We start from the raw sequence: 26,623 nt of genomic DNA, 5'->3' as shown, positions 1-26,623 counted from the left end.
TCTAAATTGATCATATGAAAAAAAAAGACATACGTTTCGTTCATAAAGCAATGGCGAAGAAAGTTCAAAAAACACTCTTCGCCATCTATGTAAGGGGAGTCTCCCTTATTTGTTCATTACGATGAAAGCAATAACTACACCGATGATTGGAAGTGCCTCAACTAAAGCAACCCCGATGAACATAATTGTTTGAAGTGCGCCTTTTAATTCTGGTTGACGAGCAACACCTTCGATTGTACGTGATACGATAAGACCGTTACCAATACCTGCACCTAATGCTGATAAACCAATTGCAATTGCAGCTGCGATTACACCTAAACTCATTTAATTTGTCCTCCTTTGTATTATAAAAAAATAAATTTTTTCTTACTTAAATTATATTAATGGTCATGGCTTACTTTATGAGCCATATAAACCATCGTTAACATAACGAAAATAAATGACTGGATTGATCCAACGAATACACTGAATCCCATCCATGCTAACATCGGTACAAGTGCACCTAATGCGCCAAGAACTGATGCTCCGCCCAACTTAGCAAGTAATCCTAATAAGATCTCCCCTGCATAAATGTTACCGAATAAACGAAGACCTAACGTTAATGTGTTAGCAAACTCCTCAATAACCTTTAATGGGAATAAGAATTTCATAGGTTGGAAATAACCTTTAATGTATTCTTTCGTACCCTTCATCTTAATTCCATAATAATGGGTGAGGGTAACTACCATCACGGCTAATGTTAATGTAACTGCTGGATCAGACGTTGGTGATCTCCACCATGCAATATGTTCGCCAGCCTCAACTGTTGAATACATGAATGGTAAACCAAGGAAGTTCGATACGATGATAAACATGATAAGCGTAACGCCAAGCGTTAAGAAACGTCCACCTGTTTTCCAGTCCATCGTACTATTGATAATCCCTTTCACGAAGTCAAACACCCATTCCATGAAGTTTTGCATCCCGGTTGGGCGAAGGGCTAAGCTGCGAGTTCCGATAACAGCGATTAAGAAAACAATAACTGCTGCTACAGTAACCATCATAACTGATGACAAATCGAACGTTAAACCTAGAAATTCAACTAATTTACCGTGTTCCACTAGTAATTCACCTCTCTTCCCTGCTCTTATACTCTAAATAAAGAAAATCTATGATCATGACAAGGTATCCTGTCAGCAATCCTACACCTAAGCCCCACATCGCAATTAACTCTTGATATTTGGCTGCAAATAAAATTAATAACCCAATCGTGGCAAACCTTGAATATGTACTTACCGCTGTTGCCTTAAACTTCACGTTTTCTCCATTTGTTACGCGATCTAACAGCTTGTCTGTTCTACGTGCAATGATGCGCAAACTAAGAAAACTGAAAATCGTTCCGATAATCAGCCCAAGAAATACATCCTTGTAAGAGGTAAAGCCCCATCCTAGCACTAGAAGCGCAAGCAAGTAGTACATATATTTCTTTTGTCTTTGGACAAGTCCATGTACGTCTATCATCATTGCTCTCCCGAATAGTAATGTCGAATGAGTCGAATCATTGCGTATACCCCTGTTCCTAACCCGAGTAATAACCCTACAATAAGAAACAATGGAAACGTTCCAACCTTATTATCAATCCACTGCCCACCAAAGATTCCAACAAGAATAGAACCGACTAACTGAGCAAGAATTCCTGACATTAAAGCATATGCTTTTATATGGCTGCGATCGTTTTTTTGCAAGGATTCATCCCTCCAATATGTAACCCTCATTCACGATGTGTTAATAATAACTCATTTTTCTGCATAAATTCTATACAAAATAAAAAGTTTACATTTTCGTCACGGAATAGATGCATTTTTGTCACTGAAAGCCCTACCATCTATCCCCGTTGTTAGCATACAATAGGGTATTAACAGTGTCAACGAGAAATCGTAAAAAATCAAAAAATTTGAGTATTAGTCATTTCCTCCCAAAAATGAAAACGTTCCCCTTCTAAATACTGGTTAGAGATATGCAATTTCTAACAGTATTCTCTTTATAATAGAAGAAAATGTTCACAACTTTGTCACTATTACGTTTTTTAAACATAGCGCTTCCCTTCCATAATATAGTGTTCCCAAGACGTAAGACTTCTATATTATATGTGATACGTATGCTACTTATGTTGTATATACGATGTATATTTATCCTCCCCTCCCCCACTTGCTTCTGGCCAAAAAAAAGACGAGCTAGGGAATCTCCCCTTCTCGTCAGTTGTCTTACTTCGTTCCGAATAAACGGTCACCAGCATCACCAAGACCTGGCACTACATATCCGTGATCATTTAATTTCTCATCTAATGCTGCAACATAAATATCCACATCAGGATGCTCTTCTTGTACTACTTTCACGCCTTCTGGAGCAGCTACGATACACATTAATTTAATTTGTTTCGCACCGCGCTTTTTCAGAGAGTTAATTGCTTCAGCTGCAGAACCACCTGTTGCTAACATCGGATCTAGTACGATGAAGTCACGCTCTTCTACATCTGTTGGAAGTTTCACATAGTATTCTACCGGTTGCAATGTTTCAGGGTCACGGTATAAACCAACGTGTCCTACTTTTGCTGCTGGAATTAATTTCAGAATTCCATCAACCATTCCTAAACCTGCACGTAAAATCGGAATTAAACCAAGTTTTTTACCAGCGATCACTTTTGTTGTCGCTTTGCTTACAGGTGTTTCAATCTCAATGTCTTTAAGTGGAAGATCGCGAGTAATTTCGAAAGCCATTAAGCTTGCTACTTCATCCACTAATTCACGAAAATCTTTCGTACCTGTATTCTTATCGCGAATATATGTAATCTTATGTTGAATTAACGGGTGATCAAATACATACAGTTTTCCCATGTGAATCTCTCCTTTAGATGATATTCATGCGTTTGCACGCTTTTTTACACTATTTACGATTGTAAAGAAAACGCTACTAATATTCAAGGGCAAATTTGGTAAAGTCATGATTTTGCACGAATCTATCTAGTATCTTTACCAATTATGGGAGCTGTATCCTTCATTATATCGCCAAAATTTATTCATCATTTGTATACATACTTTATAAGTGATATATGTCCATGAAAAAAGACTGCCGAAACAATTACATTTCAACAGTCTTTTTCAATCTTTTATAGATTTGGATACATTGGGAATTTGCTCGTTAACGCTTCTACACGCTTACGTGCTTCTTCTAATGCAGCCTCATTCTCATGATTTTTTAATGTATAAGCAATAAGTGACGCAATTTCATCCATTTCTTCTAAACCGAAACCACGAGATGTTACAGCTGCTGTACCGATACGTACGCCGCTCGTTACAAATGGGCTCGCTGTTTCAAATGGAATTGTATTTTTGTTCACTGTAATGCCAACTTCATCTAATACGTGCTCTGCTACTTTACCTGTAATTTCTAGGTTACGAACATCAATTAAGATTAAGTGATTATCTGTTCCACCAGAAACAAGTGTAAGTCCTTCTTTTTGAAGGCCTTCAGCTAAGCGATTCGCATTGTTAATAATATTTTGTGCATATGCTTTAAAGTCATCTTGAAGTGCCTCACCAAACGCAACAGCTTTCGCAGCAATTACGTGCATAAGTGGGCCACCTTGAATACCAGGGAAGATTGATTTATCAATTTGTTTTGCAAATTGCTCTTCACATAAAATCATACCACCACGTGGGCCACGTAATGTTTTATGTGTTGTCGTTGTAACGAAATGTGCATGTGGTACTGGGTTTGGATGTAAACCAGCTGCTACTAAACCAGCGATATGAGCCATATCAACCATTAAGTATGCGCCCACTTCATCTGCAATCTCACGGAATCGTTTGAAATCGATAACACGAGGGTATGCACTTGCACCTGCAACGATTAATTTTGGTTTATGTTCTTTCGCTTTTGCTAATACATCATCGTAATTAATACGGTGAGATTCAGCATCCACGCCATATTCTACGAAATTATATTGTACTCCACTGAAGTTAACAGGGCTTCCGTGTGTTAAATGACCACCATGAGATAAATTCATGCCAAGTACTGTATCGCCTTGTTCTAAAATTGTGAAGTATACTGCCATGTTCGCTTGTGCACCAGAATGCGGTTGAACATTTACGTGCTCTGCGCCGAAAATTTCTTTTACGCGGTCACGTGCGATATCTTCTACTACGTCTACGTGTTCACAGCCACCATAGTAACGTTTCCCAGGATATCCTTCAGCATACTTATTCGTTAAAACAGAACCTTGCGCCTCCATTACCGCTTCACTTACGAAGTTTTCTGAAGCAATTAACTCAATCTTTGAACGCTGTCTACCTAGTTCTGCCTCAATTGCAGCAAATACCTTTTCATCTTGACGTTTTAAATGATCCACCAAAATCCCCCTTTTCTGAACGAATTACATCGATTCCCAATAGTTTTTTCTTTTTTATCCAGAAAAAACGAAAATTCAGGTTGTAATTCTTTCGAACCTTCATGTTTTCAACTACATTCTAACATGACTTTCTATATCATAAAAGAAAAAAAAGACCGAAAATCGGTCTTTTCTTTCTTCTATTATAAAGTCAGACAACATACCTTCTATCATATTTACCGGCAAGTGATAGTTTCTTCCTCTGCCGCATAGACAGCACGCGCTCCACCAATTAGTTTTCCACGTGTTTTTGCCATCGTTACATGTGCACTCCCAATTTCCTTCACACTTGTACGAACCGGGACGGCTACATGCTTTAAATGCATACCGATAAATGTATCACCAATATCCATTCCTGCATCCGCCTTAATAAACTCAATTACTACCGGATCTTTCAAATTGTGATATGCATATGTTGCTAATGCACCACCTGCTGATCTAACAGGCGTAACTGTTACAATTTCAAATTGATATTTTATCGCCACATCTCTCTCAACTACTAAAGCACGATTTAAATGCTCACAACATTGAAAAGCCAATTCGATACCTGTTTGCTCTTGAAATTGTTTTAACTCAGAAAAAATCGCTTCTGCCACTTCCATCGTTCCCGATGTTCCAATTCTTTCTCCTAGCACCTCGCTCGTGCTACACCCCACTACAAAAATTTGACCACTTTGTAATGAAGCTTGTTCTTGGAAATCAGAAAGCGACATTTGCAGCTGTTCTCTTACCTTTACGATTTCTGTCATTACGCCTCTTCCTTTCACAGGTTGGTTCACCAAATTATATTTCATACTGCTTCTAGTTAGAATCTATTACTTTGTTTCGTATGTTTTAATTTTTCCTACGCGGTTTTCGTGACGGCCACCTTCATAGTCAGTTGTTAACCAAATTTTTGCGATATCACGCGCTAAACCAGCACCAATTACACGCTCACCCATCGCTAGCATGTTAGTGTCATTATGCTCTCTCGTTGCTTTCGCGCTGAAAGTATCATGAACTAACGCACAACGGATACCGTTTACTTTGTTTGCTGCAATTGACATACCAATGCCTGTCCCACAAACTAAAATACCACGATCCACTTCACCATTCGCTACCATCTCTGCTGCAGGAAATGCAAAATCAGGGTAATCAACAGAACCAGCTTCACATTCACAACCTAAATCAATATATTCAATATTTAATTCTTCTAATAAACTTACAAGTTCTTTACGGATATTCATACCGCCGTGATCAGATGCTACTACTACTTTCATTTTTACCCCTCCAAAGTTTCAATCCATTATCTTCATTGCTCACTCCACTACCTTAATAGTAGGAAATGCTCTCCAATATCGTATTATACACGAAACATTAATCCTCTGAATGTTTTTTCAATAAAGTTTGCACAAGGGCTTCCATCTCTTTTAACGTCTCCTTATAAACAGAAAGAGAGCCTCCAAACGGATCGGAAATATCCTTACTTACACCTTCAGTTAATCCATATAGTGTATACACTTTTTCTTCATTATTAGGATAATGCCCAAGTATAATTCCCTTATGATTTTCTGTCATTGCTATTACAATATCCGCCCAATCAAGCAACGTTTCATTTATTTGCTTTGAAGCATGATCGATGGAAATTCCTTTTTCAATAAGTGCTTCTTTCGCATAAACCGACGCATCGCTCCCAGGATAGGCGAAAACACCAGCAGATTGCACTTCAAACTTACCTTCTCCATGATGACGAAGTAACGCCTCAGCCATCGGACTACGGCATGTATTTCCAGTGCAAACAAATAATACTCGTTTCATCCCAACCCACCCCTTATATTGTATCTTCTCCCTTTAATAATAGCTTACATTAGGATAGAACAAAAGAAATGTGAATATACGAAAGGCGCATTTTTTCTGAGAAAAAATGCGCCTTATCCACATATATGTGAAACCCTATTTCCAAGTGCCCAAAGTATTTTACCATACATAACGTGCACACTACAAAACAAAATAAGGAATCCATTTCATACGAAACAGATTCCTTTTATACAAGCATTATTTCATTGTAACTTTCATTACTTCTGTTGAACCTTTTGTAGCTGTTACGCCTATAGTTGTCTTAATAGACTCAGCTGCATCTGTGTTTGTAATAACGATTGGAGTAATTGTACTTTTCGCTTTTTCACGGATTAATTCTAAGTCGAATGAGATTAATTTATCTCCAGCTTTTACAGCTTGGCCTTCAGAAACGTGAGCTTCGAAACCTTCGCCTTCCATTTTTACAGTTTCTAATCCAACGTGGATTAAGATTTCTGTACCGTTTTTCGCTTTAATTCCAATAGCATGTTTTGTGTGGAATAATTGTACGATTTCACCATCAACTGGAGATACAACTACACCTTCAGTAGGATCAATTGCAACACCATCACCCATCATACGACCAGCGAATACTGGATCTGGTACTTCTTCAATATTTTTCACTGCTCCAGTTAATGGAGCTACGATTGTTTCTTCATTTGTTTTTGAACCAAGACCGAATAATTTTTTAAACATAGGATAGTCCTCCTTATAATTTACCTAAAAGTTTATAGGGCAATCCCTAGTAAAGATCGGGATACATGTAAGACTTCATACTTCGAATATTATATTGTAAAAACGCTTTCGAAATAAATTACGTCATTACTAATAGACTCTTATTGTAGCGCTTCACAAAATTCCAGTCAATTCTGATTGTCTGAATAACAATAAGAAGTTAACTTCTATTTATATTTTCTCTTTTTTTATCTAACTTGTCTAGAGGTCTTTACTACATTTTATTTTTTGTTGTTAATTTGTAAAATTTATTTCATAATTTCTTCAAAATGCACTTGACTAAAGTAAGTAACTATTTTATTATTACTTACATAAGATAAGTTAATAACTTTTAGGAGGTTTTAAAAATGATGGATATCGGTCTTCTTATTATTCGTCTTGTTGTAGGAATTACATTCATGGGTCACGGTGCTCAAAAATTATTTGGTTGGTTTGGTGGCTACGGTCTGAAAGGAACAGGCGGCTGGATGGAATCAATCGGTTTACGCCCTGGTGTATTTATGGCATTTATGGCGGGTGCAACTGAACTATTAGGTGGCTTCTTATTCGCATCAGGTATTTTCACTGCAATTGGTGCATTATTTATCGTCGGAACAATGTTAATGGCAATCTTCACTGTTCATGGAAAAAATGGTTACTGGGTAACCCAAAATGGATATGAATATAACTTAATGTTAATCGCTGTTGCTGTTGGTGTAGCTTTAATCGGCCCTGGCGCATACGTTTTACTTTAAAATTTATCTCAATTTCGAGATTTTTCAAAAGGAACTTACTTCATCACGATTGAAGTAAGTTCCTTTTTATATAACAAAAATATTATTTTCAGCAGGAGATTCCCATTGATATCTTGTAAACAAACAATGAGTCTTCATATTTAGAAAGGGGATCACAACATGTTATCCATTAATCCAAACGAACAAACCGAAAAAGATAATTACAAATTACTAACAGGAAGTATCATTCCACGTCCTGTTGCATTCGTTACTTCTGTAACAAAAGACGGCGTATTGAACGGTGCACCATATAGTTATTTCAATATCGTCGCTGCCAATCCACCGCTTATTTCAGTTTCCGTACAACGAAAAGAAGGAGAACGAAAGGACACTTCCCGAAACGCAATCGAAAAGGGCGAATTTGTCGTACACATTTCTGATGAATCTTACGTAGAAGCAATTAACGAAACAGCAGCCAACCTACCTCCTAACGAAAGTGAAATCGAATTAGCAAAACTAACACCGATTGACAGCGATGTCATCTCAGTACCAGGTGTAAAAGAAGCAAACATTCGAATGGAATGCGTATTAGAACAAGCAATTCCTCTTGGTGGAACAGAAGACGCACCCGCTTGCGACCTACTAATCGGACGCGTCGTTCGTTTCCACATCGCAGAACACCTATACGAAAACGGCCGCATCCACGCCGAAGAACTAAAACCAATAAGCCGCCTAGCAGGACACAACTACGCAAAACTAGGAGAACAATTTGAATTAGTGAGGCCAATCTAAAAGCGGAAGCGGCTCGTTTAGCTCTGACCAGCTAAGGTTCTCTCGCACAAAAGGTGCTTTTTACCTTTAGTGCGGGAGGTTCTTAGATGCGAAGAGCTGGCCACTGGAGCTGGATACCACCTAAAGGCGGAAGCGGCTCGCTCAGAATCGCATGACACTTCAAGCTCTCGACCTTGAAGCGCTTTTTGCTTCATGAGAGAGAGTGAAATGACCGGAGATTCTAGCCGCTCTACTACATCATCCAAAAAATCCCCCGCTTAAAGCGGGGGATTTTTTTATAATTCTTCCTTATTTTCCTCTAAAGTAGGCATCTTCTCTTTTTTCGGTTTCCCAAGCTTAATTACTAAGAAGTATAGGGAAAGCAATGTAATAAGAAAAACAATTAAAAACGGGTATGGAGAATAAAAAGTACGCGCTGCCTCCGTTTTCCCCGCAACAAATTTCAATGACTCAATATCTAAAAACTCAGCAAACATTTGTACACCGAGCATACTAAACCAGAAAACAAAAAAACTAATAATAATACCAAAAACTTGCTTCAATCTCGTCATCCATCTCATCCTTTCTATATCTGTAATTTTTTAGTGCGATCAATATAGTACAAACAAAACTATGCACAGAAAGGAACTATCTTATCATTCGCGAATTAACTTAATCCAACCTAAAATCGAATATACCATTCCAATACCCTGTTCATAACGTCCTCCTCCTCAAAATTATATAGGGAAAAGGAGATATAATCCAAATCCAACTAGAATGATACCACCTACTATTTCACCATATGTACCGAGCATATCTTTCGCATGTCTACCAATTAATAAACCAATCCAAGCTAATAACATGCTAACAAATCCAAAAAGTAATATCGTAATAATCGTCTGTGCCCCGTAAATTCCAAGACTAAGTCCTACTGAAAAACTATCTATACTAACGCCGAATGCAAATACGAATAAACTAATTCCAATAGGGGCAATCCTAGCCTCTTCATTCTCCAAAATAGATGAATATACAATATAGAATCCTAGTCCAATTAATAAAATAGCACCTGCAAAATGTGCAATGTCTCCATACTTCTCTGATAAAAAACGACCTAATACCATTCCTATAAATGGCATGATAATATGAAAAATCCCTATCGTCATACCGATATACAGGATTTGTCTTAACTTTAAGGTCATCATCCCCATACCAAGACTCACCGAGAACGCATCCATCCCTAAGGCGAATGCCATAATTATTAAAGGTATTATCTGTTCAAACGTCATTCATGTCCCTCCTCGGACGTGCTACTTCAAAATATGCTTATCCGAGGAGAAATATTCTGTTTGCTAATCACACCTTATCATTCAGTAATAATATGATGTCCTGCTGCTTTTGTTAAACGATTCATAATGGCATTGCCTATTCCTTCATTTGGGAACGACTCACTAAAAATAACATCTACTTCACTTGCATCAAATGTTCTAAGTACATCATATAATTTAGCCGCAACACTATCTAAATCACTTCGAACACCACAAGATAATATAACATCTGCACTATATACATGCTGATACTCTTCTGTCGTTAATACACCTACTTTGAATCCTTCTTCCTTCTTCTTATCCACCATAAGCTGAATAAACTCACGTGATCCTTCAACAATACTAAGTGGCGCTTTCGGTGCATAATGTGTATATTTCATTCCAGGTGATTTCGGCTTTTCCTTCTCATCCTTTAAAGCTGGATCTAAAGAAACAGTACCTATCACCGCTTCCAACTGTTCCTTCGTAATGCCACCTGGACGTAGAATCGTTGGAACTGTGCTCGTACAATCAATTACAGTCGATTCAACACCTACCCCCGTTGCACCACCATCTACAATACCCGCGATTTTCTCATTTAAATCTTCATATACGTGAGACGCTAACGTTGGACTTGGACGACCTGAACGATTTGCACTTGGTGCCGCAACAGGTACATTTGCCTCCTCAATAAGAGCAAGCGCCACTGGATGATCAGGCATTCTTACTCCAACCGTATCAAGCCCTGCCGTCACCTTCTCTGAAATACCTTCTTTTCTAGGTAAAATAATTGTTAACGGTCCTGGCCAAAAGTGTTCCATTAACTTCTCCGCAACTGGCGGAATTTCCGTCACAATCCCATCTAACTGAGATTTCGTGCCTATGTGGACAATAAGTGGATTATCACTCGGTCTTCCTTTCGCTTCAAAAATCTTCGCGATTGCTTCATCATTCATCGCATTTGCACCTAGTCCATATACCGTTTCTGTAGGGAAGGCAATTGCTTCATTTTCCCTTAATAATTTTGCTGCTTCTTGTAACTGTGGATAATATTTTTTTCTTTCCACAACATTATCCACAACCCACATATTTGTATGCATTTTTTCCCACGTCCTTTTCTACCATGAAATACTTGTCTATTTTTAGTTTACTATGAGATTTATCCAAAAGACAAACAAGGTTTATCCACAAAATGTGGATAAACCTAATTAATCCGTGGATAACTTTGTGAATAGCTGACAATTTAGTATTATTGCATTTGGCTCTTTTATATTTTTACAAAAGTGTTCTAACTGTCGAATTCCCTTTGGCACGTTTTCTTTTTCTATAGTGACAAAGTCAAAAAACTGAAAGATTGTTATAGATTGTGGATGATTTGTTAATAAGTACAATTGTCGAATATTTTTTTCTTTCATATACTGCAAAAACATTTCAAAAAAATACAAGAAAGTTTGTTTATCCACATTAGGTGTGAATAAACAAGAACGAATTAGTACATCTTCCCCACTTTGTTCATAACCAATTACAGCCCGTATTTCTTCCGCCTCTTCCAAAATCATAAATTGTGCGTACAACTCATTTATTTTATCATCTTTTTTATTAGCTTGTCCGAAAAAAGAATGTAATCTTTCCACATCTGCTTTCGTAGCAAAATACACCTTCTTCATAGTAAATCCCTCCTCTTTTTTATATATGAGGAAGGACTTGTTAATAGTACTATTTAGAAAATAAAGATGTAAAAGCTTCTACAATAAATAACTTAACTTCTGGCTTTTCTTCTTCCTCCTGTACTTTTACATACTCATTTTGTTTTTCTTGTTTTTGTTCCACAGGTTTCTCCACTTTTTCCACAGTTTTTGTTTCTTCTTTACTTACAGGTTGTTCTTCTACTTTCGTTTCATTTTTTACTACTTTCTTTTCAGAAGCTGTTACTTTTTTTGCGACTTCCTGCTTTACAACTTTCTTTTCTTTTACCTCATCCTCTTTGTTCTCTTGTGTATCTACTACTTCCTCATCTAGTTGTTTTACCTGCTTCTCTTCAGGAGATTCAGCCTTCACAACATGTTCTTCTTTCCTTACAGCTGTACCACTTGAAAAATCTAAGAAACACATCGGTGGAAATAATACACACCACCAGTTCGCCCCTTCACCTTCTCCGATTGTAATCAATACTGCTTCATATTCCCCTGCTGGATAAATAAAATTCCCATATACCTTTGTAGGAAACTTTACATTCTTGCTAAACTTTACTTGAAATGACTCTTTGCTACCTTCTCTTTTTAACGTATTTGCCACTGTTTTCTCGATTTCTGGAATATGACTTTGAATGACTTTTCGCGCCTCTTCAAATGAAGTTAAATCTGCTACCCATCCATCAATTTGCGCTTTTACTTCATCACGTACTTTACGCTTTAACGCCTGATCTTTATCTGAATCGCTATTTGCTAAAATTCGTAATCGAACGGCCTCTTTCGGAATAACTGAAGGCCCTTTCGCATCAGCTTTCATATATCCAAACTGCACAAGTAACTGTGCACCAATTAATAATAGAAGAAGATAAGCAATAACTTGTTTTTTCATTTCCTCCACCGTCCCTTCTACAAACAGTGTGGACAGACTTTCATCTTTCTAAACTATTAAATTCAAAATCTATATAAATTTCTCCACAAAAAATAGAGTAAGGCGTGAACCTTACTCCATCTCTGCAAATACCATACGGTCTTTTCCGTTAATATCAAAAACAACTTCAACATGAGCATGTGGAAAAGCATTTTGTAACAGTCCCTTTACATCCTCACCTTGTCCTACTCCAATTTCAAACGCCACAATCGCTTTCTTCTGCAACACATTTGGCAATTCTTCCATAAAACGGCGATAGAAATCTAATCCATCTTCACCACCAACAAGCGCTCTCTTCGGCTCATGCTCTTTCACAACAGGAGAAAGGCCACGCCAATCCTCTTCTGGTATATATGGAGGATTTGAAACAACAACATCTAACTTTTGACCTGTTTCATAAAATGGTGACAATAAATCACCGTGATAGAACGTTACTTCTGCGCCCAAAGTTTTTGCATTTTCTTTTGCAACTTCAATCGACTCCTGGGCAATATCTACCGTATACACATGAAGATTTTTATTTTCTAAAGCAAGCGTAATAGAAATCGCTCCACTACCGGTACCGATATCTGCTACATGCAGTTTCTCATTACCAAAATGGCGCTCGATTCTTTCTAACACTCCGACTATAAGCTCTTCTGTTTCTGGCCTTGGTATTAATACTTCTTCATTCACAAAGAACGATCGCCCATAAAACATTTCATAACCAATCATATATTGAATCGGAATACCTTCTACATGCTTGTTAATAACTTCTGTGAAACTCTTCTCTTGTTCCTCAGTTATTTCTTCACGCATATTCATAAGTAACCCTGTTCTGTTCGTCTTTAATACATGACAAAGGACAATTTCTCCCGCATTTTTATCTCGTCCATTTTCCTGTAAAAAAGAAGAAGCCCATTTCAGGGCTTCATAGACACGCATTACTCAGCTGCCTCCATCTTTTGAGCCTGATCTTCCATAACTAAGGCATTGATGAAATCATCTAACTTACCTTGTAAGATTTGATCTAGCTTTTGAATCGTTAAACCGATTCGATGGTCTGTAACACGGTTTTGCGGGAAGTTATACGTACGAATACGCTCTGAACGATCACCCGTACCAACTGCTTGTTTACGGTTTTGATCATACTCAGCTTGTGCTTCTTGTCTAAACTTATCATAAACACGTGCGCGTAATACTTTCATCGCTTTTTCTTTATTCTTAATTTGTGATTTCTCATCCTGACAAGATACAACTACACCAGTCGGTAAATGCGTTAAGCGTACCGCTGACATCGTTGTATTAACGCTCTGTCCACCAGGACCACTAGAAGCGAATGTATCAACACGAACATCTTTCTCATGAATGTCGATTTCTACTTCTTCTGCCTCTGGTAATACAGCTACAGTTGCTGTAGATGTATGAATACGTCCACCAGATTCCGTTTCAGGAACACGTTGTACACGGTGAGCACCATTCTCGAATTTTAGCTTCGCGAACGCACCTTTACCGTTAATCATAAAGATAATCTCTTTATATCCACCTAATTCTGTATAGCTAGCCTCGATAATTTCAGTTTTCCAACCTTGCACCTCAGCATAACGGCTATACATACGATATAAGTCACCAGCAAATAAAGCCGCCTCATCACCGCCAGCAGCTCCACGAACCTCAACGATAACGTTCTTATCATCGTTAGGGTCTTTTGGAACAAGTAATATTTTCAGACGCTCTGACAATTCTTTATCTTGTCCTTCTAATTCAGAAACCTCTTCTTTTACCATGTCACGCATTTCTGCGTCTAACTTATCTTCTAACATTGCTTTCGCATCTTTTAACTGCTCACGAACATCCTTATACTCACGATACACTTCTACCGTCTCTTGTATATCAGATTGTTCCTTTGAATACTCACGAAGCTTATTTGTATCACTAATAATCTCTGGGTCACTTAACAATTCATTTAACTTCTCATAACGATCTTCTACAGCTTGCAAACGATCTAACACATCATTCACCTCTACATCCTAGTATCTAATACAAATAGTATATGGTACTTACTCAAAAAAACGCAAATTATATTTAAAAGCGCAAGCGGCTCGCTCAGAATCGCAGGATATTGGAACTCTCGATCTTGAAGCGCTCTTTGCTTCGAGTGAGAGAGTGAAATAGCCGGAGATTCTAGCCGCTGGAGCTAGATAATATATTTAAAAGTGGAGGTGGCTTGCTCAGCTCTGACTGGCTAAGGTTCTCTCGCACAGAAGACGCTTTTTGTCTTCTCGTGCGGGAGGTTCTTAGACATGAAGAGCTAGCCACCGGAACTAGATATCACAATTTAAAAGCGCAAGCGGCTCGCTCAGAATCGCAGGATATTTGAACTCTCGATCTTGAAGCGCTCTTCGCTTCGAGTGAGAGAGTGAAATAGCCGGAGATTCTAGCCGCTGGAGCTAGATAATATATTTAAAAGCGGAGCCGACTACTTAGGTCCAGTGGCTAAGGTTCTCTCGCACAGAAGACGCTTTTTGTCTTCTCGTGCGGGAGGTTCTTACACGCAAGGACCTAGGAGGCGGAGCTAGATAATATCTAAAAGCGCAAGCGGCTTACACCACTCATTCTCTCTATTTCGAAAAAAACCCGCCTTGCGCAGCGAGTTTTACTGATCTTTGTTTGTAGGAACTGCATGACAATGACGACAGCGCGGTTCATACGATTCTGAAGCCCCAACTAAAATAATTGGATCATCAAATGCCGCTGGTTCCCCATTAATTAATCGTTGTGTACGACTTGCTGGAGATCCACATGCAGAACATACTGCTTGCAATTTTGTTACATGTTCAGCAATCGCCATCAGCTGAGGAACTTGTCCAAATGGTAGACCACGGAAATCTTGGTCTAAACCAGCTACAATGACACGATAGCCACGATTTGCCAATACTTGCACCACTTCCACAATGTCCCCATCAAAAAACTGTACCTCATCGATTGCAATAACATCCATATCTTCTGTTATATGATCAAATATATCTTTTGAGGCAGCAACAGGAACTGCTTTCACCTTTAATCCGTTATGTGATACAACATCTTCTTCGCTATAACGATTATCAATACATGGTTTAAATACAATTGCATGTTGTTTCGCAAATTGCGTACGACGCACACGGCGGATAAGCTCTTCTGATTTACCAGAAAACATACTACCGCAAATCACTTCAATCCAGCCATTTTGATTTATTAAGTACATGAAGCTCTCCTTTCATCTACTTTTTAGTTAAAAGTAGGGTAAAGGTATAATATTTTCGCAAAAAAAACAGACAAGCGAATACATACACTTGCCTGTTTTATGTTTTTATTACTTAAGACCGTATTTCTTATTGAAGCGGTCAACGCGTCCGTCTGCAGTAGCAAACTTCTGACGTCCAGTGTAGAATGGGTGAGAATCAGAACTGATCTCAACTTTTAGTAATGGATAAGTGTTACCATCTTCCCACTCAACAGTTTCGTTAGATCCTTTAGTAGATCCGCTTAAGAATTTGAAGCCTGTGTTTGTGTCCATGAATACAACTTTCTTGTAATCTGGGTGAATTCCTGCTTTCATTCTTTTCATCTCCTTCCGCCCTGAATCATTTTCGAAACAGAGTTTTTCATCTTCAGCTGCATACACAACTATATTGATGAAACACATATGATGAAATTATAACAAGGCTAACTTCATTTTGCAACTACCTGTTTTTGTCTTTTTAAATTTAAAAGCAGAAGCGGCTCGTTCAGAATGGGAGGAGGATGGAGCTTCTGACGCAGAGGCGCTTTTTGCCTCGTAGGAAGACGCGAAGCCACCGACCATTCTAGCCGCTGGAGCTGGATACCATTTAAAAGCGCAAGCGGCTCGTTCAGAATCGCAGGGCATTGGAGCTCTCGACCAAGAAGCGCTTTTTGCTTCGACCGAGAGAGCGAAATGACCGGAGATTCTAGCCGCTGGAGCTGGATACCATATTAAAGTGAAGACGTCTCATCCAACCCTGAATAACTAACATCCTTTCACCCAAAATCTAATTCCTAGCCAAAAAACAACTACCTTTCCATATACAACCATCTCTATTATTCCCTTATCAACATAAAAAACTCGCTTACTATAAAATAAGCGAGTCCCAATCTTTTCCCTTTACTTAGTTGTTACATATCTTTTCGAGTCTGCAACAATGTTTTGTAAAAACTCTTCATTTGTCTTTGTTTGACGAAGCTTACGTAAGAAACCTTCAACAAAGTCTGGTGTATCGCGCATTGTTTTACGAATACCCCATAGCTTGTCTAAATGTTCTTTCGGAATTAATAAATCTTCTTTACGTGTACCAGAACGACGAATATCAATCGCCGGGAAGATACGACGCTCAGCTAATGAACGATCTAAGTGAAGTTCCATGTTTCCAGTTCCTTTAAACTCCTCGTAAATTACATCGTCCATACGAGATCCTGTATCGACAAGCGCTGTCGCTAAAATAGTTAAGCTACCGCCTTCTTCAATATTACGTGCAGCTCCAAAGAAGCGCTTCGGTCTATGGAAGGCAGCTGGGTCGATACCACCCGATAATGTTCTACCACTTGGCGGAATAACAAGGTTGTAAGCTCGCGCTAAACGGGTAATACTATCCATTAAAATGATAACATCTTTTTTGTGCTCTACAAGACGCATCGCACGTTCTAACACAAGTTCAGCTACTTTAATATGATTTTCTGGTACTTCATCAAAAGTAGAACTTACAACATCTCCCTTAACAGAACGTTCAATGTCTGTTACTTCCTCTGGACGCTCATCAATTAAAAGTACAATTAATTCTGCTTCCGGATGATTTGTTGTAACACTGTGTGCGATTTCTTTTAATAGACTCGTCTTACCAGCCTTTGGAGGCGCGACAATTAAACCACGTTGTCCAAATCCAACTGGTGCGATTAAATCCATGATACGTGTCGGTAACTTTTTCGGTTCCGTTTCCAATTTCATTTGGCGATCTGGGTATAATGGTGTTAATGCAGGGAAATGCACACGCTCTTTTGCTGACTCTGGATCATCTCCGTTTACAGCTTCAACTTGTAACAATCCAAAATAGCGCTCATTTTCTTTCGGAGGTCGTACTTTACCAGAAACCTTATCTCCATTACGCAAATCGAAACGACGAATTTGCGAAGCTGAGATATAAATATCTTCTGAGCTTGGAGAATAGTTGATAGGACGTAGGAATCCAAATCCTTCTGATTGAATAATTTCTAATACGCCTTCCATGAAAAAGAAACCTTCTTTTTCTGCTCGAGCTTTTAAAATAGCGAAGATTAACTCTTTTTTCGTTAACTTGCTATAATACGAAATCTTAAATTCTTTCGCAAGCTCATATAACTCTTTTAATTTCATGTTTTCTAATGCTGCAATTGACAAATTCATTCAGACACCACACTTTAACGTTATTCTCTTTTCAAATGGGTAAAGGGAAAAAATACGGAAGGCAAATAATTAATAATGAAAGGCAATAAGTTCAAGTAGGGTAATATTCACTATTGTAACCCTTTTATCTAGTTTTAATCAATACGTTGGAACACAAATACAAGAAGCGAAGACAAGAAAATTTGTCTTCGCTTTTTACTATTTCTTGTTTTTTTCTACTTACCTTATTTTAAGGAAGGATACATAAGCCGTTTATGCCTTCTGGGCAAGCTGCTTACGCTTTTTATTGAAATCCAGCTCCAGCGGCTAGAATCTCCGGTCATTTCACTCTCTCACTCGAAGCAAAGAGCGCTTCAAGGTCGAGAGTTTGAAGTGTCCTGGATTCTAAACGAGCCGCTTACGCTTTTTATTTAATCCAGCTCCAGTGGCTAGAAGGGTCAGTCATTTCACCCCTTCCTACGAGGCAAAAAACGCCTCTTCGTCAGGAGCTCCAATGCCTTCCCCTTCTGAGCAAGCCACCTCCGCTTTTTATTTAATAACCAAGTTTGGTTTTTTATTTAAGCTATGGCGTCCGTCTACGAAGCGTAATGTACCTGATTTCGCACGCATAACAAGAGAGTGCGTTGTTCCTACACTACCTTTAAATTGAACACCGCGTAATAATTCTCCATCTGTTACGCCTGTTGCTGCAAAGATTGCATCGTCGCCTTTTACTAAGTCTTCCATACGAAGGATGCGATTTATATCTTCAATGCCCATTCTTTTACAACGTTCTAATTCAGCTTCGTCTTGTGGCAATAATTTCCCCTGAATTTCTCCACCTAAGCATTTTAACGCAACCGCAGCTAATACACCTTCAGGAGCTCCACCAGAACCGAATAAAATATCTACACCTGTACGGTCAAATGCTGTATTGATTGCTCCAGCTACGTCTCCATCATTAATCAATTTAATACGAGCACCCGCTTTACGAATTTCTTCGATAATCGCTTGATGACGTGGACGATTTAAAACTGTCGCTACAACATCTTCAATATCTTTATTCTTCGCTTTTGCAACTGCACGTAAGTTATCGATAATAGGTGCATCAATATCAACTGCCCCAACTGCTTCTGGGCCAACCGCAATTTTATCCATGTACATGTCAGGAGCATGTAACAAATTACCGTGGTCTGCAATTGCGATAACAGCAAGTGCATTCCACCCGCCAGCTGCTACGATGTTTGTCCCTTCTAAAGGATCAACTGCAACGTCTACACGTGGACCATATCCTGTACCTAATTTCTCTCCGATATACAGCATTGGCGCTTCATCCATTTCACCTTCACCAATTACAACTGTACCTTTCATCGGAATTGTATCAAATACATCACGCATAGCTGATGTTGCTGCACCGTCTGCTTCATCCTTTTTCCCGCGTCCCATCCAACGCGCTGATGATAATGCTGCAGCCTCTGTTACACGTACTAACTCCATAGATAAACTTCTTTCCACAATAATCCCTCTCCTTTAAGTCTGTAATATTTCTGCCGTATTTTTGTGAACGGTGTTTTTCTATATAGTGCACTTCCGCTAATGATGATTCTTCGCTCCCCATTAACGGAAGTATCACCAATTTAAGCGTTCTTCAATTCTTCAATCTCTTGCTTTGTCATTTGTTCTCGCCAAATGTTTGCACCAAGCCCTTTAAGCTTGTCTACTATATTTTCGTAACCTCGATCAATATGCTCAAGTCCGGTTACTTCTGTAATTCCATCTGCCATTAACCCCGCAATAACAAGCGCAGCTCCAGCTCGCAAATCACTCGCCTTCACTTTTGCACCTTGCAATAAAACAGGGCCAGTTACAATCGCCGAACGACCTTCTACTTTAATTTGCGCATTCATACGACGTAGTTCGTCAATATGTTTGAAACGTGCACCATAAATTGTATCAGTAACAACACCCGTCCCATGCGCTTTTGTTAAAAGCGTTGTGAATGGCTGTTGTAGATCTGTTGGGAATCCTGGATATACAAGCGTTTTTATATCGACTACCTTTAACCTTCTATTACCGTTCACTGTAATTTGGTCATCGTTCGTTTCAACTTGCACACCAGCTTCTCTTAGCTTCGCAGTAACTGACTCTAAATGCTGAGGAATAACATTATCAACTGTTACTTCTCCTCCTGATGCAGCTCCTAAAATCATATACGTACCAGCTTCAATACGATCTGGAATGATCGTGTGGTGACAACCATGCAGTGAATCCACACCATCAATTCGGATTACATCTGTACCAGCACCTTTAATACGTGCTCCCATGCTCGTCAACAATGTAGCTACATCAATAATCTCAGGTTCTTTCGCTGCATTTTCAATAACAGTTCTACCTTTCGCTCGTACAGCTGCTAACATAATATTAATCGTAGCCCCTACACTAACAACGTCTAAATAAATACGTGCCCCGCGCAATTCATCTGCTCTTAAGTAGATAGCACCCTGTTCATTTGTAACTTGTGCACCTAGCGCTTCAAAACCTTTAATATGCTGATCAATCGGTCTTGGTCCTAAATGACATCCACCTGGAAGCCCAATAACAGCTTTTTTAAAACGGCCAAGCATCGCACCCATTAAATAATAAGAAGCACGCAATTTTTTCACTTTTCCACTTGGCAAAGGCATCGCAACCATATTAGAAGGATCAACTACCATCTCTTCCTCCTGTCCATAAGTTACTTTCCCTCCAATTTCCTCTAGTAAGTCTCCTAACATTTTTACGTCTGAAATATTAGGAACACCACCAATAGTTACTGGAGTATCTGCTAAAATTGTCGCTGGAATCAGTGCAACGGCGCTGTTCTTTGCACCACTCACGCGAATTGTTCCATTTAAAGCTCTTCCGCCTTCAATTAGCAATTTTTCCATATTGAGCTCCCTTCTTGTGAATGTATTTACTTTCTATTTTTTTATAGAAAGCTCCCCCTTAAGAATCTCAAATACTCTTTCCACCCTAAAAACCATCACCTACAGTTCCCCTATAGTATAAATAGGTGACGGTTAACTATTGAATTATAAATCAGATACTTATCACATTTATTAATAGGACTATGCACATTATTTTCTATATTTAAAGATTTAAAAATTCACTTTATAAAATCTTTCGACTTGTTCACGCTTTCATTATACAACGAAAGGAAACCGTCTAAAAGACTAGACGGTTTCCAAAACGGGATTTTATTCTTACGCTTTACCGTTAGAACCGAATTCGCGAATTTTACCAGCAACAGTTGCTTTGATAGCGTCGCGGCCAGGTCCAATAAATTTACGAGGATCGTAAACTTCTTGGTCTTTGTTTAATACTTCACGAACAGCTTTTGTAAACTCGATTTGGTTCTCAGTGTTTACGTTAATTTTTGAAGTACCTAAAGAGATAGCTTTTACGATATCAGCAGTTGGGATACCAGTACCACCATGTAATACTAAAGGTACACCAGTGAAGTCACGAACTTGTTCCATTTCAGCGAATCCTAAGTTAGGCTCACCTTTGTAAGGACCGTGTACAGAACCTAAAGCTGGAGCTAGGCAGTCGATGCCAGTTGCTTCAACAAGGTGTTTACACTCTGCAGGATCAGCGTAAATTACGCCTTCAGCGATTACGTCGTCTTCTTGTCCGCCAACTGTTCCAAGCTCAGCTTCAACAGATACGTTACGAGCGTGTGCATATTCTACTACTTTTTTAGTAGTTTCAACGTTTTCTTCGAATGGGTGGTGAGAAGCGTCGATCATTACAGATGTGAAACCTGCATCGATTGCTTCTTTACATTTTTCAAAGCTTGAACCATGGTCAAGGTGAATCGCTACAGGAACAGAAATGTTCATTTCTTCGATTAAAGCTTTAACCATAGCTACAACTGTTTTGAAACCAGTCATATGACGAGCTGCACCCTCAGATACACCTAGGATTACAGGAGATTTTTCTTCTTCCGCAGCAGCTAAGATAGCTTGAGTCCACTCTAAGTTGTTCATGTTGAATTGACCAACTGCGTATTTTCCTTCAAGTGCTTTGTTTAGCATTTCTTTCATAGAAACTAAAGGCATGGTGAATCCTCCTAAAAAACGTTTTTTGTATCCGATAAGTTCTTATCGCTGGTAGTATGACCAGGACAAGGTAAAATATGTATATCTACATACCGGACTTTTTTCTACACTCAATAGGATAACAACTTGTACTCAAAAACTCAACCGTATTCACCTGCACAATAGTCCATGTAAACGCTTTTTTCCATATTTTTTATAAAAAATTCATTTTTATGCCTCTACAGCAAGCTCATTTCTCACCGCTTGACGAATTTCATCAATATCAAATGGTTTAGCAAAGTGCATTAAAGCTCCTAAATCTTTTGCTTCTTGGATCATATCAAGCTCTCCATAAGCAGTCATTAAAATTACTTTAATACTCTCATCGATTTCTTTTACATGCTTTAAAATCTCTATACCATCCATACCTGGAATTTTCATATCTAACACGACTAAATCTGGATTATCCTTTTTCACGATATCTAAAGCTTGAAAACCATTCGCTGCTTGGAACGTCTGATAACCTTCTTTTTGGAACACTTCATGTAATAACACACGAATGCCATATTGATCATCAACGATTAAAATTTTCCCTTCCATAACTCCCAACCTTTCTGTGTAAGTACAAGATTTACAGCTTCTTATATCTTATCGATTTATTTTCGCTATTCTTTGGCAAATTCCTTCCTATTCTTTCTTATTTTACCGTTTCCTATTTCGTTACGCCACCCTACGATTTCACCTTTCTAAAAAAATAAACTATAATGAAAACCGGCAAACACGTACGAAAGGAGTAACATTATGTTAAAAATTTTTTCAACTCAATTAAGTGGTTATTTCTCCAAAATTTCCCAAAAAGAGGAAATGAATATAGAGGATAGTGCTCGTCTACTTGCTCAAGCATTAATTGGTGATGGCTTCATTTATTTACATGGTACAAATGAAATGGAGGGCGTTGTTGTTGAAGCACTATTCGGTGCTGAATCGATGAAGCAAGCAAAACGCTTTTTCGAAAATGGTAAAGAAGCAACAGTAACTTCTGCAGATCGCGTACTTCTTATTAGCCGTTTTTCAACAGATGAAGAAAATATAAAAATTGCAAAAAAACTTCAAGAAGAAGGTCACTCTATCGTTGGAATCTCTGCCATTCAAGAAGGTGCTGAATCACTGGAACAATATACAGATGTACATATTGATACAAAGCTATTAAAAGGTCTTATTCCAGACGACGAAGGTAACCGCTACGGATTCCCAAGTTTAATTGTAACTTTATTTGCTTATCACGGATTAAAGTTTACAATTGATGAAATGTTAAACGAATATTAAAAAAAGCGCCCTATTTCAGGCGCTTTTTTTTATTACTTGCTCTCTTTATTCGTAATAGAAGCACTTACGAAATCATGGAACAACGGTTGTGGACGGTTTGGACGAGATACAAGTTCTGGGTGGAACTGTGCTGCCACGAACCAAGGATGGTCTTTTAATTCAATGATTTCAACTAGACGGCCGTCTGGGCTTGTACCAGAGAATACAAATCCTGCTTTTTCCATATCCGGGCGGAATTGATTGTTGAACTCATAACGATGACGATGACGCTCATATACAACCGGCTCATGGTAAGCTCTGTAAGCATTTGTTTCTTCAGCAAGCTTACATGGATATAGACCAAGACGAAGTGTACCACCTAAGTCTTCTACATCTTTTTGTTCTGGTAATAAGTCGATGATTGCATAAGGTGTGTCAGGATTAATTTCAGAAGAGTTAGCTCCTTCTAATCCTAATACGTTACGTGCGAATTCGATTGATGCAAGTTGCATACCTAAACAAATTCCTAAGAATGGAACTTTATTTTCACGAGCATATTGAATTGCAACGATTTTACCTTCTACACCACGATCGCCGAAGCCACCTGGTACAAGGATACCATCTGTGTCTCCTACTAATTCTTGTACATTTTCTGCTGTTACGTGCTCAGCATTTACCCATTTCACTTCTACATCTGTATCGAAAGAGTAACCTGCATGGCGAAGTGCTTCTACAACAGAAATGTATGCATCTTGAAGTTCTACATACTTACCAACAAGAGCGATTTTTGTTTTCTTAGAAAGATTACGTACTTTCTCAACTAGCGCAGTCCACTCTGTCATATCTGCAGCTGGATTGTCTAATTTTAAGTGATCACAAACGATTTGGTCCATGTTTTGCTCTTGAAGAGATAATGGAACTGCATATAAAGTATCTGCATCGCGTGCTTCAATAACAGCTTTTGTATCAATGTCACAGAATAGTGCAAGCTTGTCTTTCATATCTTGAGAAACAGGCATTTCTGTACGAACAACGATGATGTTTGGTTGAATACCTAAGCTACGAAGTTCTTTAACACTATGTTGTGTTGGCTTTGTTTTCATTTCGCCTGCTGCTTTTAAGTATGGAATTAATGTACAGTGAATGTACATTACATTGTCACGACCGATGTCGCTCTTAATTTGACGGATTGCTTCTAAGAATGGTAGAGACTCGATATCACCAACAGTTCCACCGATTTCTGTAATAACAACGTCCGCGTTTGTTTCGCGACCAGAACGGTATACACGTTCTTTAATTTCATTCGTAATGTGAGGAATAACTTGAACTGTTCCTCCTAGGTATTCACCACGACGCTCTTTTTGAAGAACTGAAGAGTAAATTTTACCTGTTGTTACGTTGCTGTATTTGTTTAAGTTGATGTCGATGAAACGCTCATAGTGACCAAGATCTAAGTCAGTTTCTGCGCCATCATCTGTTACGAATACCTCACCGTGTTGGTACGGGCTCATAGTCCCTGGGTCTACGTTAATGTATGGATCAAACTTTTGAATCGTTACGTTTAAACCACGGTTTTTTAATAGTCTTCCAAGAGATGCTGCTGTAATACCTTTACCTAAAGACGATACTACACCGCCTGTTACAAAAATATACTTAGTCATGAAAAAGCTCCCTTCTACTTCGCTGTTATATAATCACCGTTGCAAAGCGCAACGTATGTAGATAACACTGTATCCATCTTATTGTTAGACTCTTTTTATTTTCTAAACAAAAAACAAAAAAGAAAATTGCTCCCCTCATCACATAAAGTAATAAGTAGGGAGCAATTTTCTTTTATATTTACACTTTAAAAGTATTATCGTCCTTTTTTAAAGAGCCCAAAAATGATTCTACATGGACGATAATGAAAAGTCAAGAACTACAGCTCTTCCTCTTCTTCTTCTTCAGTTTCATCGTACTCAAGTTCTTCTTCAGCGAAGTCATCTTCATCTTCGTCTAAATCATCAAGATCGTCGTCATCTCCGTCTTCGTCTTCAAGAACCTTGTCCAAATCTTCTACATCGTCTTCATCTTCATCTGCATTTCCGTCTGCATCGTCAAAGTCATCTTCATCTTCATCAATGTAGTCGTCAAAACCGTCTTCTTCAACTTTACGTTTCTTCTTCGGTTTTGGTTGCGGTAAGATTTCTTCATCAATTTGCTCATATGGGTACCAGCTACGTAATCCCCAACGATTTTCTCCTAAATTAATGAAACGTCCGTCGATGTTTAAATCTGTATAAAATTGTGCGAGTTTCGCATTAACTTGCTCTTGAGATAGTCCCAGCACTTGAGCGATTTCTTGAACCAACTCGTTGAATGTCGTTGCTTGTCTTTTATCCCCTAAAACGCTATGTACAACTTCAATCATTGAACATTCTTTTAGCTCTTCTGGTGAATATTGCTTAAAATCCACTTATGCGGCACTTCCTTTCATCAAATATAACCTTATATATAACGGTCTGCTTAAAAAAATCCATACTATTCATTATAAACAAAAGTCGCACAAATATGCTACAAAAAAAACGTGAAACTTTTATCCCGTTATTTGCGAGCAGTAAAACTCCCACCTCAAAATTCAGTTGGAGCGAAAAGTTAGGGGAGATCCATTGCCCATAAACGCCCGATTGGTGAAAGCTAATAATCAGTGGGTATCAACACCCCACTGATTAAAGTTTCACTTTATATAGTAATAAAATTATAATTTGTCCATTCCTTATTTCGGAAGCATATGCGCCCCCTGCAACACATACCTAATTTGCATTTCTGTATATTCTTCGAGCGTATATAATTTTTGCAAGGCCCAGCGTCTAAATCCCCACATTTGTCCTTGTATGAAAATATTATGTGCAAGAAGCTGTATTTCCTTTTTATTTAATATAAATGTTCCGTTTTCTGTACACTGTTCTAAAATATTTTCAAACATCCCTACCATTTGAAACTCTTTTTCTAATACGTATGGAAGAGATTCTTTCGGTAAAAAACGTACCTCTTGATACATAATTAATACTTCTTCTTGCAATTCGTCCATAACCTTAAAATAATTCGTTATCGCTATCTTTAAACTTTCTATACTTCCCTTCTCTGTACACACTACTTCCTCTAAGCGTTCTTTTACATGTTCATAAATACTATCACAAACTAAATATAAAACATCATCTTTTGTACGAATGTACTCATAAAGTGTTCCAATACTAAATCCAGCCGCTTTCGCAATTTCCCTCGTTGTTGTGCGCGGAAATCCTTTTTGCTTAAACAATTGCACCGCACCTTTAATCATTTGTTCACGCCTTAACGCAACTAGCTTTTCATCCTTTACTGATGCATGCACGTTATGTTTAACCATCCCCTTCACCTCTCTCTATTATTTTTTGGAAGGAAAAAGCGTAGGAAAATACCTACGC

At 38.4% G+C, this 26,623-nt stretch carries 31 protein-coding genes; 3 read left to right on the top strand and 28 right to left on the bottom strand.

Annotation, left to right across the window (positions count from 1 at the left end):
• Positions 1–105: 105 nt before the first annotated feature.
• The 11 genes from atpE to COE49_RS02055 all read right to left on the bottom strand — a co-directional run bounded on the left by atpE (position 106) and on the right by COE49_RS02055 (position 6,958).
• Positions 106–324, bottom strand: coding sequence for a F0F1 ATP synthase subunit C (gene atpE / locus COE49_RS02110; protein ID WP_000052064.1), 219 nt, complete (start codon positions 322–324; stop codon positions 106–108).
• A gap of 56 nt (positions 325–380) precedes the next feature.
• Positions 381–1,100 (bottom strand): F0F1 ATP synthase subunit A, encoded by a 720-nt coding sequence (gene atpB, locus COE49_RS02105; protein ID WP_088231980.1) that lies wholly within the window; start codon positions 1,098–1,100, stop codon positions 381–383.
• Between the two features lie 7 nt (positions 1,101–1,107).
• Complete coding sequence (locus tag COE49_RS02100) at positions 1,108–1,500, bottom strand: ATP synthase subunit I (RefSeq protein WP_000567600.1); 393 nt, start codon at positions 1,498–1,500, stop codon at positions 1,108–1,110.
• Positions 1,500–1,724, bottom strand: coding sequence for an AtpZ/AtpI family protein (locus COE49_RS02095; protein ID WP_140417439.1), 225 nt, complete (start codon positions 1,722–1,724; stop codon positions 1,500–1,502). Before COE49_RS02095 ends, COE49_RS02100 begins: the two co-directional genes overlap by 1 nt.
• 26 nt (positions 1,725–1,750) lie before the next feature.
• Positions 1,751–1,864 (bottom strand): DUF4024 domain-containing protein, encoded by a 114-nt coding sequence (locus COE49_RS02090; protein ID WP_000232963.1) that lies wholly within the window; start codon positions 1,862–1,864, stop codon positions 1,751–1,753.
• Between the two features lie 379 nt (positions 1,865–2,243).
• Positions 2,244–2,873, bottom strand: a complete 630-nt coding sequence (gene upp, locus COE49_RS02085) for a uracil phosphoribosyltransferase (RefSeq protein WP_000517536.1) — start codon at positions 2,871–2,873, stop codon at positions 2,244–2,246.
• A gap of 272 nt (positions 2,874–3,145) precedes the next feature.
• Positions 3,146–4,387 carry a serine hydroxymethyltransferase gene (gene glyA, locus COE49_RS02080; RefSeq protein WP_140417438.1) on the bottom strand — a complete coding sequence of 414 codons (1,242 nt, stop codon included), beginning with the start codon at positions 4,385–4,387 and terminating at the stop codon, positions 3,146–3,148.
• A gap of 215 nt (positions 4,388–4,602) precedes the next feature.
• Positions 4,603–5,193 (bottom strand): TIGR01440 family protein, encoded by a 591-nt coding sequence (locus tag COE49_RS02075; RefSeq protein ID WP_098252369.1) that lies wholly within the window; start codon positions 5,191–5,193, stop codon positions 4,603–4,605.
• Between the two features lie 48 nt (positions 5,194–5,241).
• Positions 5,242–5,685: a ribose 5-phosphate isomerase B gene (gene rpiB / locus COE49_RS02070; protein WP_000869917.1), complete on the bottom strand. Its 444-nt coding sequence runs from the start codon at positions 5,683–5,685 to the stop codon at positions 5,242–5,244.
• 97 nt (positions 5,686–5,782) lie between these two features.
• Complete coding sequence (locus COE49_RS02065) at positions 5,783–6,223, bottom strand: low molecular weight protein arginine phosphatase (RefSeq protein WP_088231976.1); 441 nt, start codon at positions 6,221–6,223, stop codon at positions 5,783–5,785.
• 237 nt (positions 6,224–6,460) lie between these two features.
• The gene (locus tag COE49_RS02055; protein WP_000473664.1) at positions 6,461–6,958 is read right to left on the bottom strand and encodes a PTS sugar transporter subunit IIA; all 498 of its coding nucleotides are present in this window, start codon (positions 6,956–6,958) and stop codon (positions 6,461–6,463) included.
• A gap of 386 nt (positions 6,959–7,344) precedes the next feature.
• On the opposite strand from COE49_RS02055, the gene COE49_RS02050 reads away from it, so the two are divergent.
• Together COE49_RS02050 and COE49_RS02045 are read left to right on the top strand one after the other, a co-directional pair.
• A complete protein-coding gene (locus COE49_RS02050) occupies positions 7,345–7,731 on the top strand; it encodes a DoxX family protein (RefSeq protein ID WP_088231975.1) in 387 nt (128 codons plus the stop codon).
• A gap of 159 nt (positions 7,732–7,890) precedes the next feature.
• Positions 7,891–8,502 carry a flavin reductase family protein gene (locus tag COE49_RS02045; protein ID WP_088231974.1) on the top strand — a complete coding sequence of 204 codons (612 nt, stop codon included), beginning with the start codon at positions 7,891–7,893 and terminating at the stop codon, positions 8,500–8,502.
• Positions 8,503–8,777: 275 nt separating this feature from the next.
• Here the strand turns inward: COE49_RS02045 and COE49_RS02035 are convergent, their stop codons facing one another.
• The 14 genes from COE49_RS02035 to spo0F all read right to left on the bottom strand — a co-directional run bounded on the left by COE49_RS02035 (position 8,778) and on the right by spo0F (position 22,475).
• Complete coding sequence (locus COE49_RS02035) at positions 8,778–9,053, bottom strand: DUF3935 domain-containing protein (protein WP_088231972.1); 276 nt, start codon at positions 9,051–9,053, stop codon at positions 8,778–8,780.
• Positions 9,054–9,218: 165 nt separating this feature from the next.
• Positions 9,219–9,767: a manganese efflux pump MntP gene (locus tag COE49_RS02030; protein WP_088231971.1), complete on the bottom strand. Its 549-nt coding sequence runs from the start codon at positions 9,765–9,767 to the stop codon at positions 9,219–9,221.
• Positions 9,768–9,844: 77 nt separating this feature from the next.
• Complete coding sequence (locus COE49_RS02025; RefSeq protein WP_088231970.1) at positions 9,845–10,885, bottom strand: L-threonylcarbamoyladenylate synthase; 1,041 nt, start codon at positions 10,883–10,885, stop codon at positions 9,845–9,847.
• Positions 10,886–10,993: 108 nt separating this feature from the next.
• A complete protein-coding gene (locus COE49_RS02020; protein ID WP_088231969.1) occupies positions 10,994–11,452 on the bottom strand; it encodes a GNAT family N-acetyltransferase in 459 nt (152 codons plus the stop codon).
• A 49-nt stretch (positions 11,453–11,501) separates the two neighbouring features.
• On the bottom strand, positions 11,502–12,365 hold the full coding sequence (gene spoIIR, locus COE49_RS02015) for a stage II sporulation protein R (RefSeq protein ID WP_088232020.1): 864 nt from the start codon (positions 12,363–12,365) through the stop codon (positions 11,502–11,504).
• Positions 12,366–12,476: 111 nt separating this feature from the next.
• A complete protein-coding gene (gene prmC / locus COE49_RS02010) occupies positions 12,477–13,328 on the bottom strand; it encodes a peptide chain release factor N(5)-glutamine methyltransferase (RefSeq protein WP_098252374.1) in 852 nt (283 codons plus the stop codon).
• Complete coding sequence (gene prfA, locus COE49_RS02005) at positions 13,328–14,395, bottom strand: peptide chain release factor 1 (protein WP_140417442.1); 1,068 nt, start codon at positions 14,393–14,395, stop codon at positions 13,328–13,330. The genes prmC and prfA overlap by 1 nt, the downstream gene beginning before the upstream one ends.
• Before the next feature lie 644 nt (positions 14,396–15,039).
• Complete coding sequence (locus tag COE49_RS02000) at positions 15,040–15,627, bottom strand: thymidine kinase (RefSeq protein ID WP_088231965.1); 588 nt, start codon at positions 15,625–15,627, stop codon at positions 15,040–15,042.
• Positions 15,628–15,735: 108 nt separating this feature from the next.
• Positions 15,736–15,981: a type B 50S ribosomal protein L31 gene (locus COE49_RS01995; RefSeq protein ID WP_000643433.1), complete on the bottom strand. Its 246-nt coding sequence runs from the start codon at positions 15,979–15,981 to the stop codon at positions 15,736–15,738.
• A 564-nt stretch (positions 15,982–16,545) separates the two neighbouring features.
• Positions 16,546–17,817 (bottom strand): transcription termination factor Rho, encoded by a 1,272-nt coding sequence (gene rho / locus COE49_RS01985; RefSeq protein ID WP_001053898.1) that lies wholly within the window; start codon positions 17,815–17,817, stop codon positions 16,546–16,548.
• Positions 17,818–18,345: 528 nt separating this feature from the next.
• On the bottom strand, positions 18,346–19,311 hold the full coding sequence (glpX, locus tag COE49_RS01980) for a class II fructose-bisphosphatase (protein WP_098252376.1): 966 nt from the start codon (positions 19,309–19,311) through the stop codon (positions 18,346–18,348).
• Positions 19,312–19,433: 122 nt separating this feature from the next.
• The gene (murA, locus tag COE49_RS01975) at positions 19,434–20,723 is read right to left on the bottom strand and encodes a UDP-N-acetylglucosamine 1-carboxyvinyltransferase (RefSeq protein WP_088231962.1); all 1,290 of its coding nucleotides are present in this window, start codon (positions 20,721–20,723) and stop codon (positions 19,434–19,436) included.
• A gap of 315 nt (positions 20,724–21,038) precedes the next feature.
• Entirely contained in the window at positions 21,039–21,896 is an 858-nt protein-coding gene (locus COE49_RS01970) for a class II fructose-bisphosphate aldolase (RefSeq protein ID WP_088231961.1), read from the bottom strand.
• A 210-nt stretch (positions 21,897–22,106) separates the two neighbouring features.
• Positions 22,107–22,475 carry a sporulation initiation phosphotransferase Spo0F gene (spo0F, locus tag COE49_RS01965; RefSeq protein WP_000398594.1) on the bottom strand — a complete coding sequence of 123 codons (369 nt, stop codon included), beginning with the start codon at positions 22,473–22,475 and terminating at the stop codon, positions 22,107–22,109.
• 201 nt (positions 22,476–22,676) lie between these two features.
• On the opposite strand from spo0F, the gene COE49_RS01960 reads away from it, so the two are divergent.
• Positions 22,677–23,201: a DUF2529 domain-containing protein gene (locus tag COE49_RS01960; protein ID WP_098252377.1), complete on the top strand. Its 525-nt coding sequence runs from the start codon at positions 22,677–22,679 to the stop codon at positions 23,199–23,201.
• 32 nt (positions 23,202–23,233) lie between these two features.
• On the opposite strand, the gene pyrG is transcribed toward COE49_RS01960, so the two are convergent.
• From pyrG to COE49_RS01945, 3 genes are all read right to left on the bottom strand, one after another.
• Positions 23,234–24,841, bottom strand: a complete 1,608-nt coding sequence (gene pyrG, locus COE49_RS01955) for a CTP synthase (RefSeq protein WP_088231959.1) — start codon at positions 24,839–24,841, stop codon at positions 23,234–23,236.
• Between the two features lie 257 nt (positions 24,842–25,098).
• Positions 25,099–25,635 (bottom strand): DNA-directed RNA polymerase subunit delta, encoded by a 537-nt coding sequence (rpoE, locus tag COE49_RS01950; protein WP_088231958.1) that lies wholly within the window; start codon positions 25,633–25,635, stop codon positions 25,099–25,101.
• A 300-nt stretch (positions 25,636–25,935) separates the two neighbouring features.
• Complete coding sequence (locus COE49_RS01945) at positions 25,936–26,565, bottom strand: TetR/AcrR family transcriptional regulator (protein WP_088231957.1); 630 nt, start codon at positions 26,563–26,565, stop codon at positions 25,936–25,938.
• Positions 26,566–26,623: the final 58 nt, after the last annotated feature.

The sequence above is a fragment of the Bacillus sp. AFS029637 genome (assembly GCF_002584985.1).
Lineage (GTDB): Bacteria > Bacillota > Bacilli > Bacillales > Bacillaceae_G > Bacillus_A.
Note: the sequence above shows the minus strand (reverse complement) of the source record. Positions and strands in the feature narration are given on the sequence as shown.

What these genes read in the sequence shown, in the direction of transcription:
- atpE (WP_000052064.1), bottom strand. Translation starts at nt 324, where the DNA reads ATGAGTTTAGGTGTAATCGCAGCTGCAATTGCAATTGGTTTATCAGCA.
- COE49_RS02100 (WP_000567600.1), bottom strand. Translation starts at nt 1,500, where the DNA reads ATGATAGACGTACATGGACTTGTCCAAAGACAAAAGAAATATATGTAC.
- COE49_RS02090 (WP_000232963.1), bottom strand. Translation starts at nt 1,864, where the DNA reads ATGGTAGGGCTTTCAGTGACAAAAATGCATCTATTCCGTGACGAAAAT.
- upp (WP_000517536.1), bottom strand. Translation starts at nt 2,873, where the DNA reads ATGGGAAAACTGTATGTATTTGATCACCCGTTAATTCAACATAAGATT.
- rpiB (WP_000869917.1), bottom strand. Translation starts at nt 5,685, where the DNA reads ATGAAAGTAGTAGTAGCATCTGATCACGGCGGTATGAATATCCGTAAA.
- COE49_RS02065 (WP_088231976.1), bottom strand. Translation starts at nt 6,223, where the DNA reads ATGAAACGAGTATTATTTGTTTGCACTGGAAATACATGCCGTAGTCCG.
- COE49_RS02055 (WP_000473664.1), bottom strand. Translation starts at nt 6,958, where the DNA reads ATGTTTAAAAAATTATTCGGTCTTGGTTCAAAAACAAATGAAGAAACA.
- COE49_RS02050 (WP_088231975.1), top strand. Translation starts at nt 7,345, where the DNA reads ATGATGGATATCGGTCTTCTTATTATTCGTCTTGTTGTAGGAATTACA.
- COE49_RS02045 (WP_088231974.1), top strand. Translation starts at nt 7,891, where the DNA reads ATGTTATCCATTAATCCAAACGAACAAACCGAAAAAGATAATTACAAA.
- COE49_RS02035 (WP_088231972.1), bottom strand. Translation starts at nt 9,053, where the DNA reads ATGACGAGATTGAAGCAAGTTTTTGGTATTATTATTAGTTTTTTTGTT.
- COE49_RS02030 (WP_088231971.1), bottom strand. Translation starts at nt 9,767, where the DNA reads ATGACGTTTGAACAGATAATACCTTTAATAATTATGGCATTCGCCTTA.
- COE49_RS02025 (WP_088231970.1), bottom strand. Translation starts at nt 10,885, where the DNA reads ATGCATACAAATATGTGGGTTGTGGATAATGTTGTGGAAAGAAAAAAA.
- COE49_RS02020 (WP_088231969.1), bottom strand. Translation starts at nt 11,452, where the DNA reads ATGAAGAAGGTGTATTTTGCTACGAAAGCAGATGTGGAAAGATTACAT.
- spoIIR (WP_088232020.1), bottom strand. Translation starts at nt 12,365, where the DNA reads ATGAAAAAACAAGTTATTGCTTATCTTCTTCTATTATTAATTGGTGCA.
- prmC (WP_098252374.1), bottom strand. Translation starts at nt 13,328, where the DNA reads ATGCGTGTCTATGAAGCCCTGAAATGGGCTTCTTCTTTTTTACAGGAA.
- COE49_RS02000 (WP_088231965.1), bottom strand. Translation starts at nt 15,627, where the DNA reads ATGTACTTAATAAATCAAAATGGCTGGATTGAAGTGATTTGCGGTAGT.
- COE49_RS01995 (WP_000643433.1), bottom strand. Translation starts at nt 15,981, where the DNA reads ATGAAAGCAGGAATTCACCCAGATTACAAGAAAGTTGTATTCATGGAC.
- rho (WP_001053898.1), bottom strand. Translation starts at nt 17,817, where the DNA reads ATGAATTTGTCAATTGCAGCATTAGAAAACATGAAATTAAAAGAGTTA.
- murA (WP_088231962.1), bottom strand. Translation starts at nt 20,723, where the DNA reads ATGGAAAAATTGCTAATTGAAGGCGGAAGAGCTTTAAATGGAACAATT.
- COE49_RS01970 (WP_088231961.1), bottom strand. Translation starts at nt 21,896, where the DNA reads ATGCCTTTAGTTTCTATGAAAGAAATGCTAAACAAAGCACTTGAAGGA.
- spo0F (WP_000398594.1), bottom strand. Translation starts at nt 22,475, where the DNA reads ATGGAAGGGAAAATTTTAATCGTTGATGATCAATATGGCATTCGTGTG.
- COE49_RS01960 (WP_098252377.1), top strand. Translation starts at nt 22,677, where the DNA reads ATGTTAAAAATTTTTTCAACTCAATTAAGTGGTTATTTCTCCAAAATT.
- pyrG (WP_088231959.1), bottom strand. Translation starts at nt 24,841, where the DNA reads ATGACTAAGTATATTTTTGTAACAGGCGGTGTAGTATCGTCTTTAGGT.
- COE49_RS01945 (WP_088231957.1), bottom strand. Translation starts at nt 26,565, where the DNA reads ATGGTTAAACATAACGTGCATGCATCAGTAAAGGATGAAAAGCTAGTT.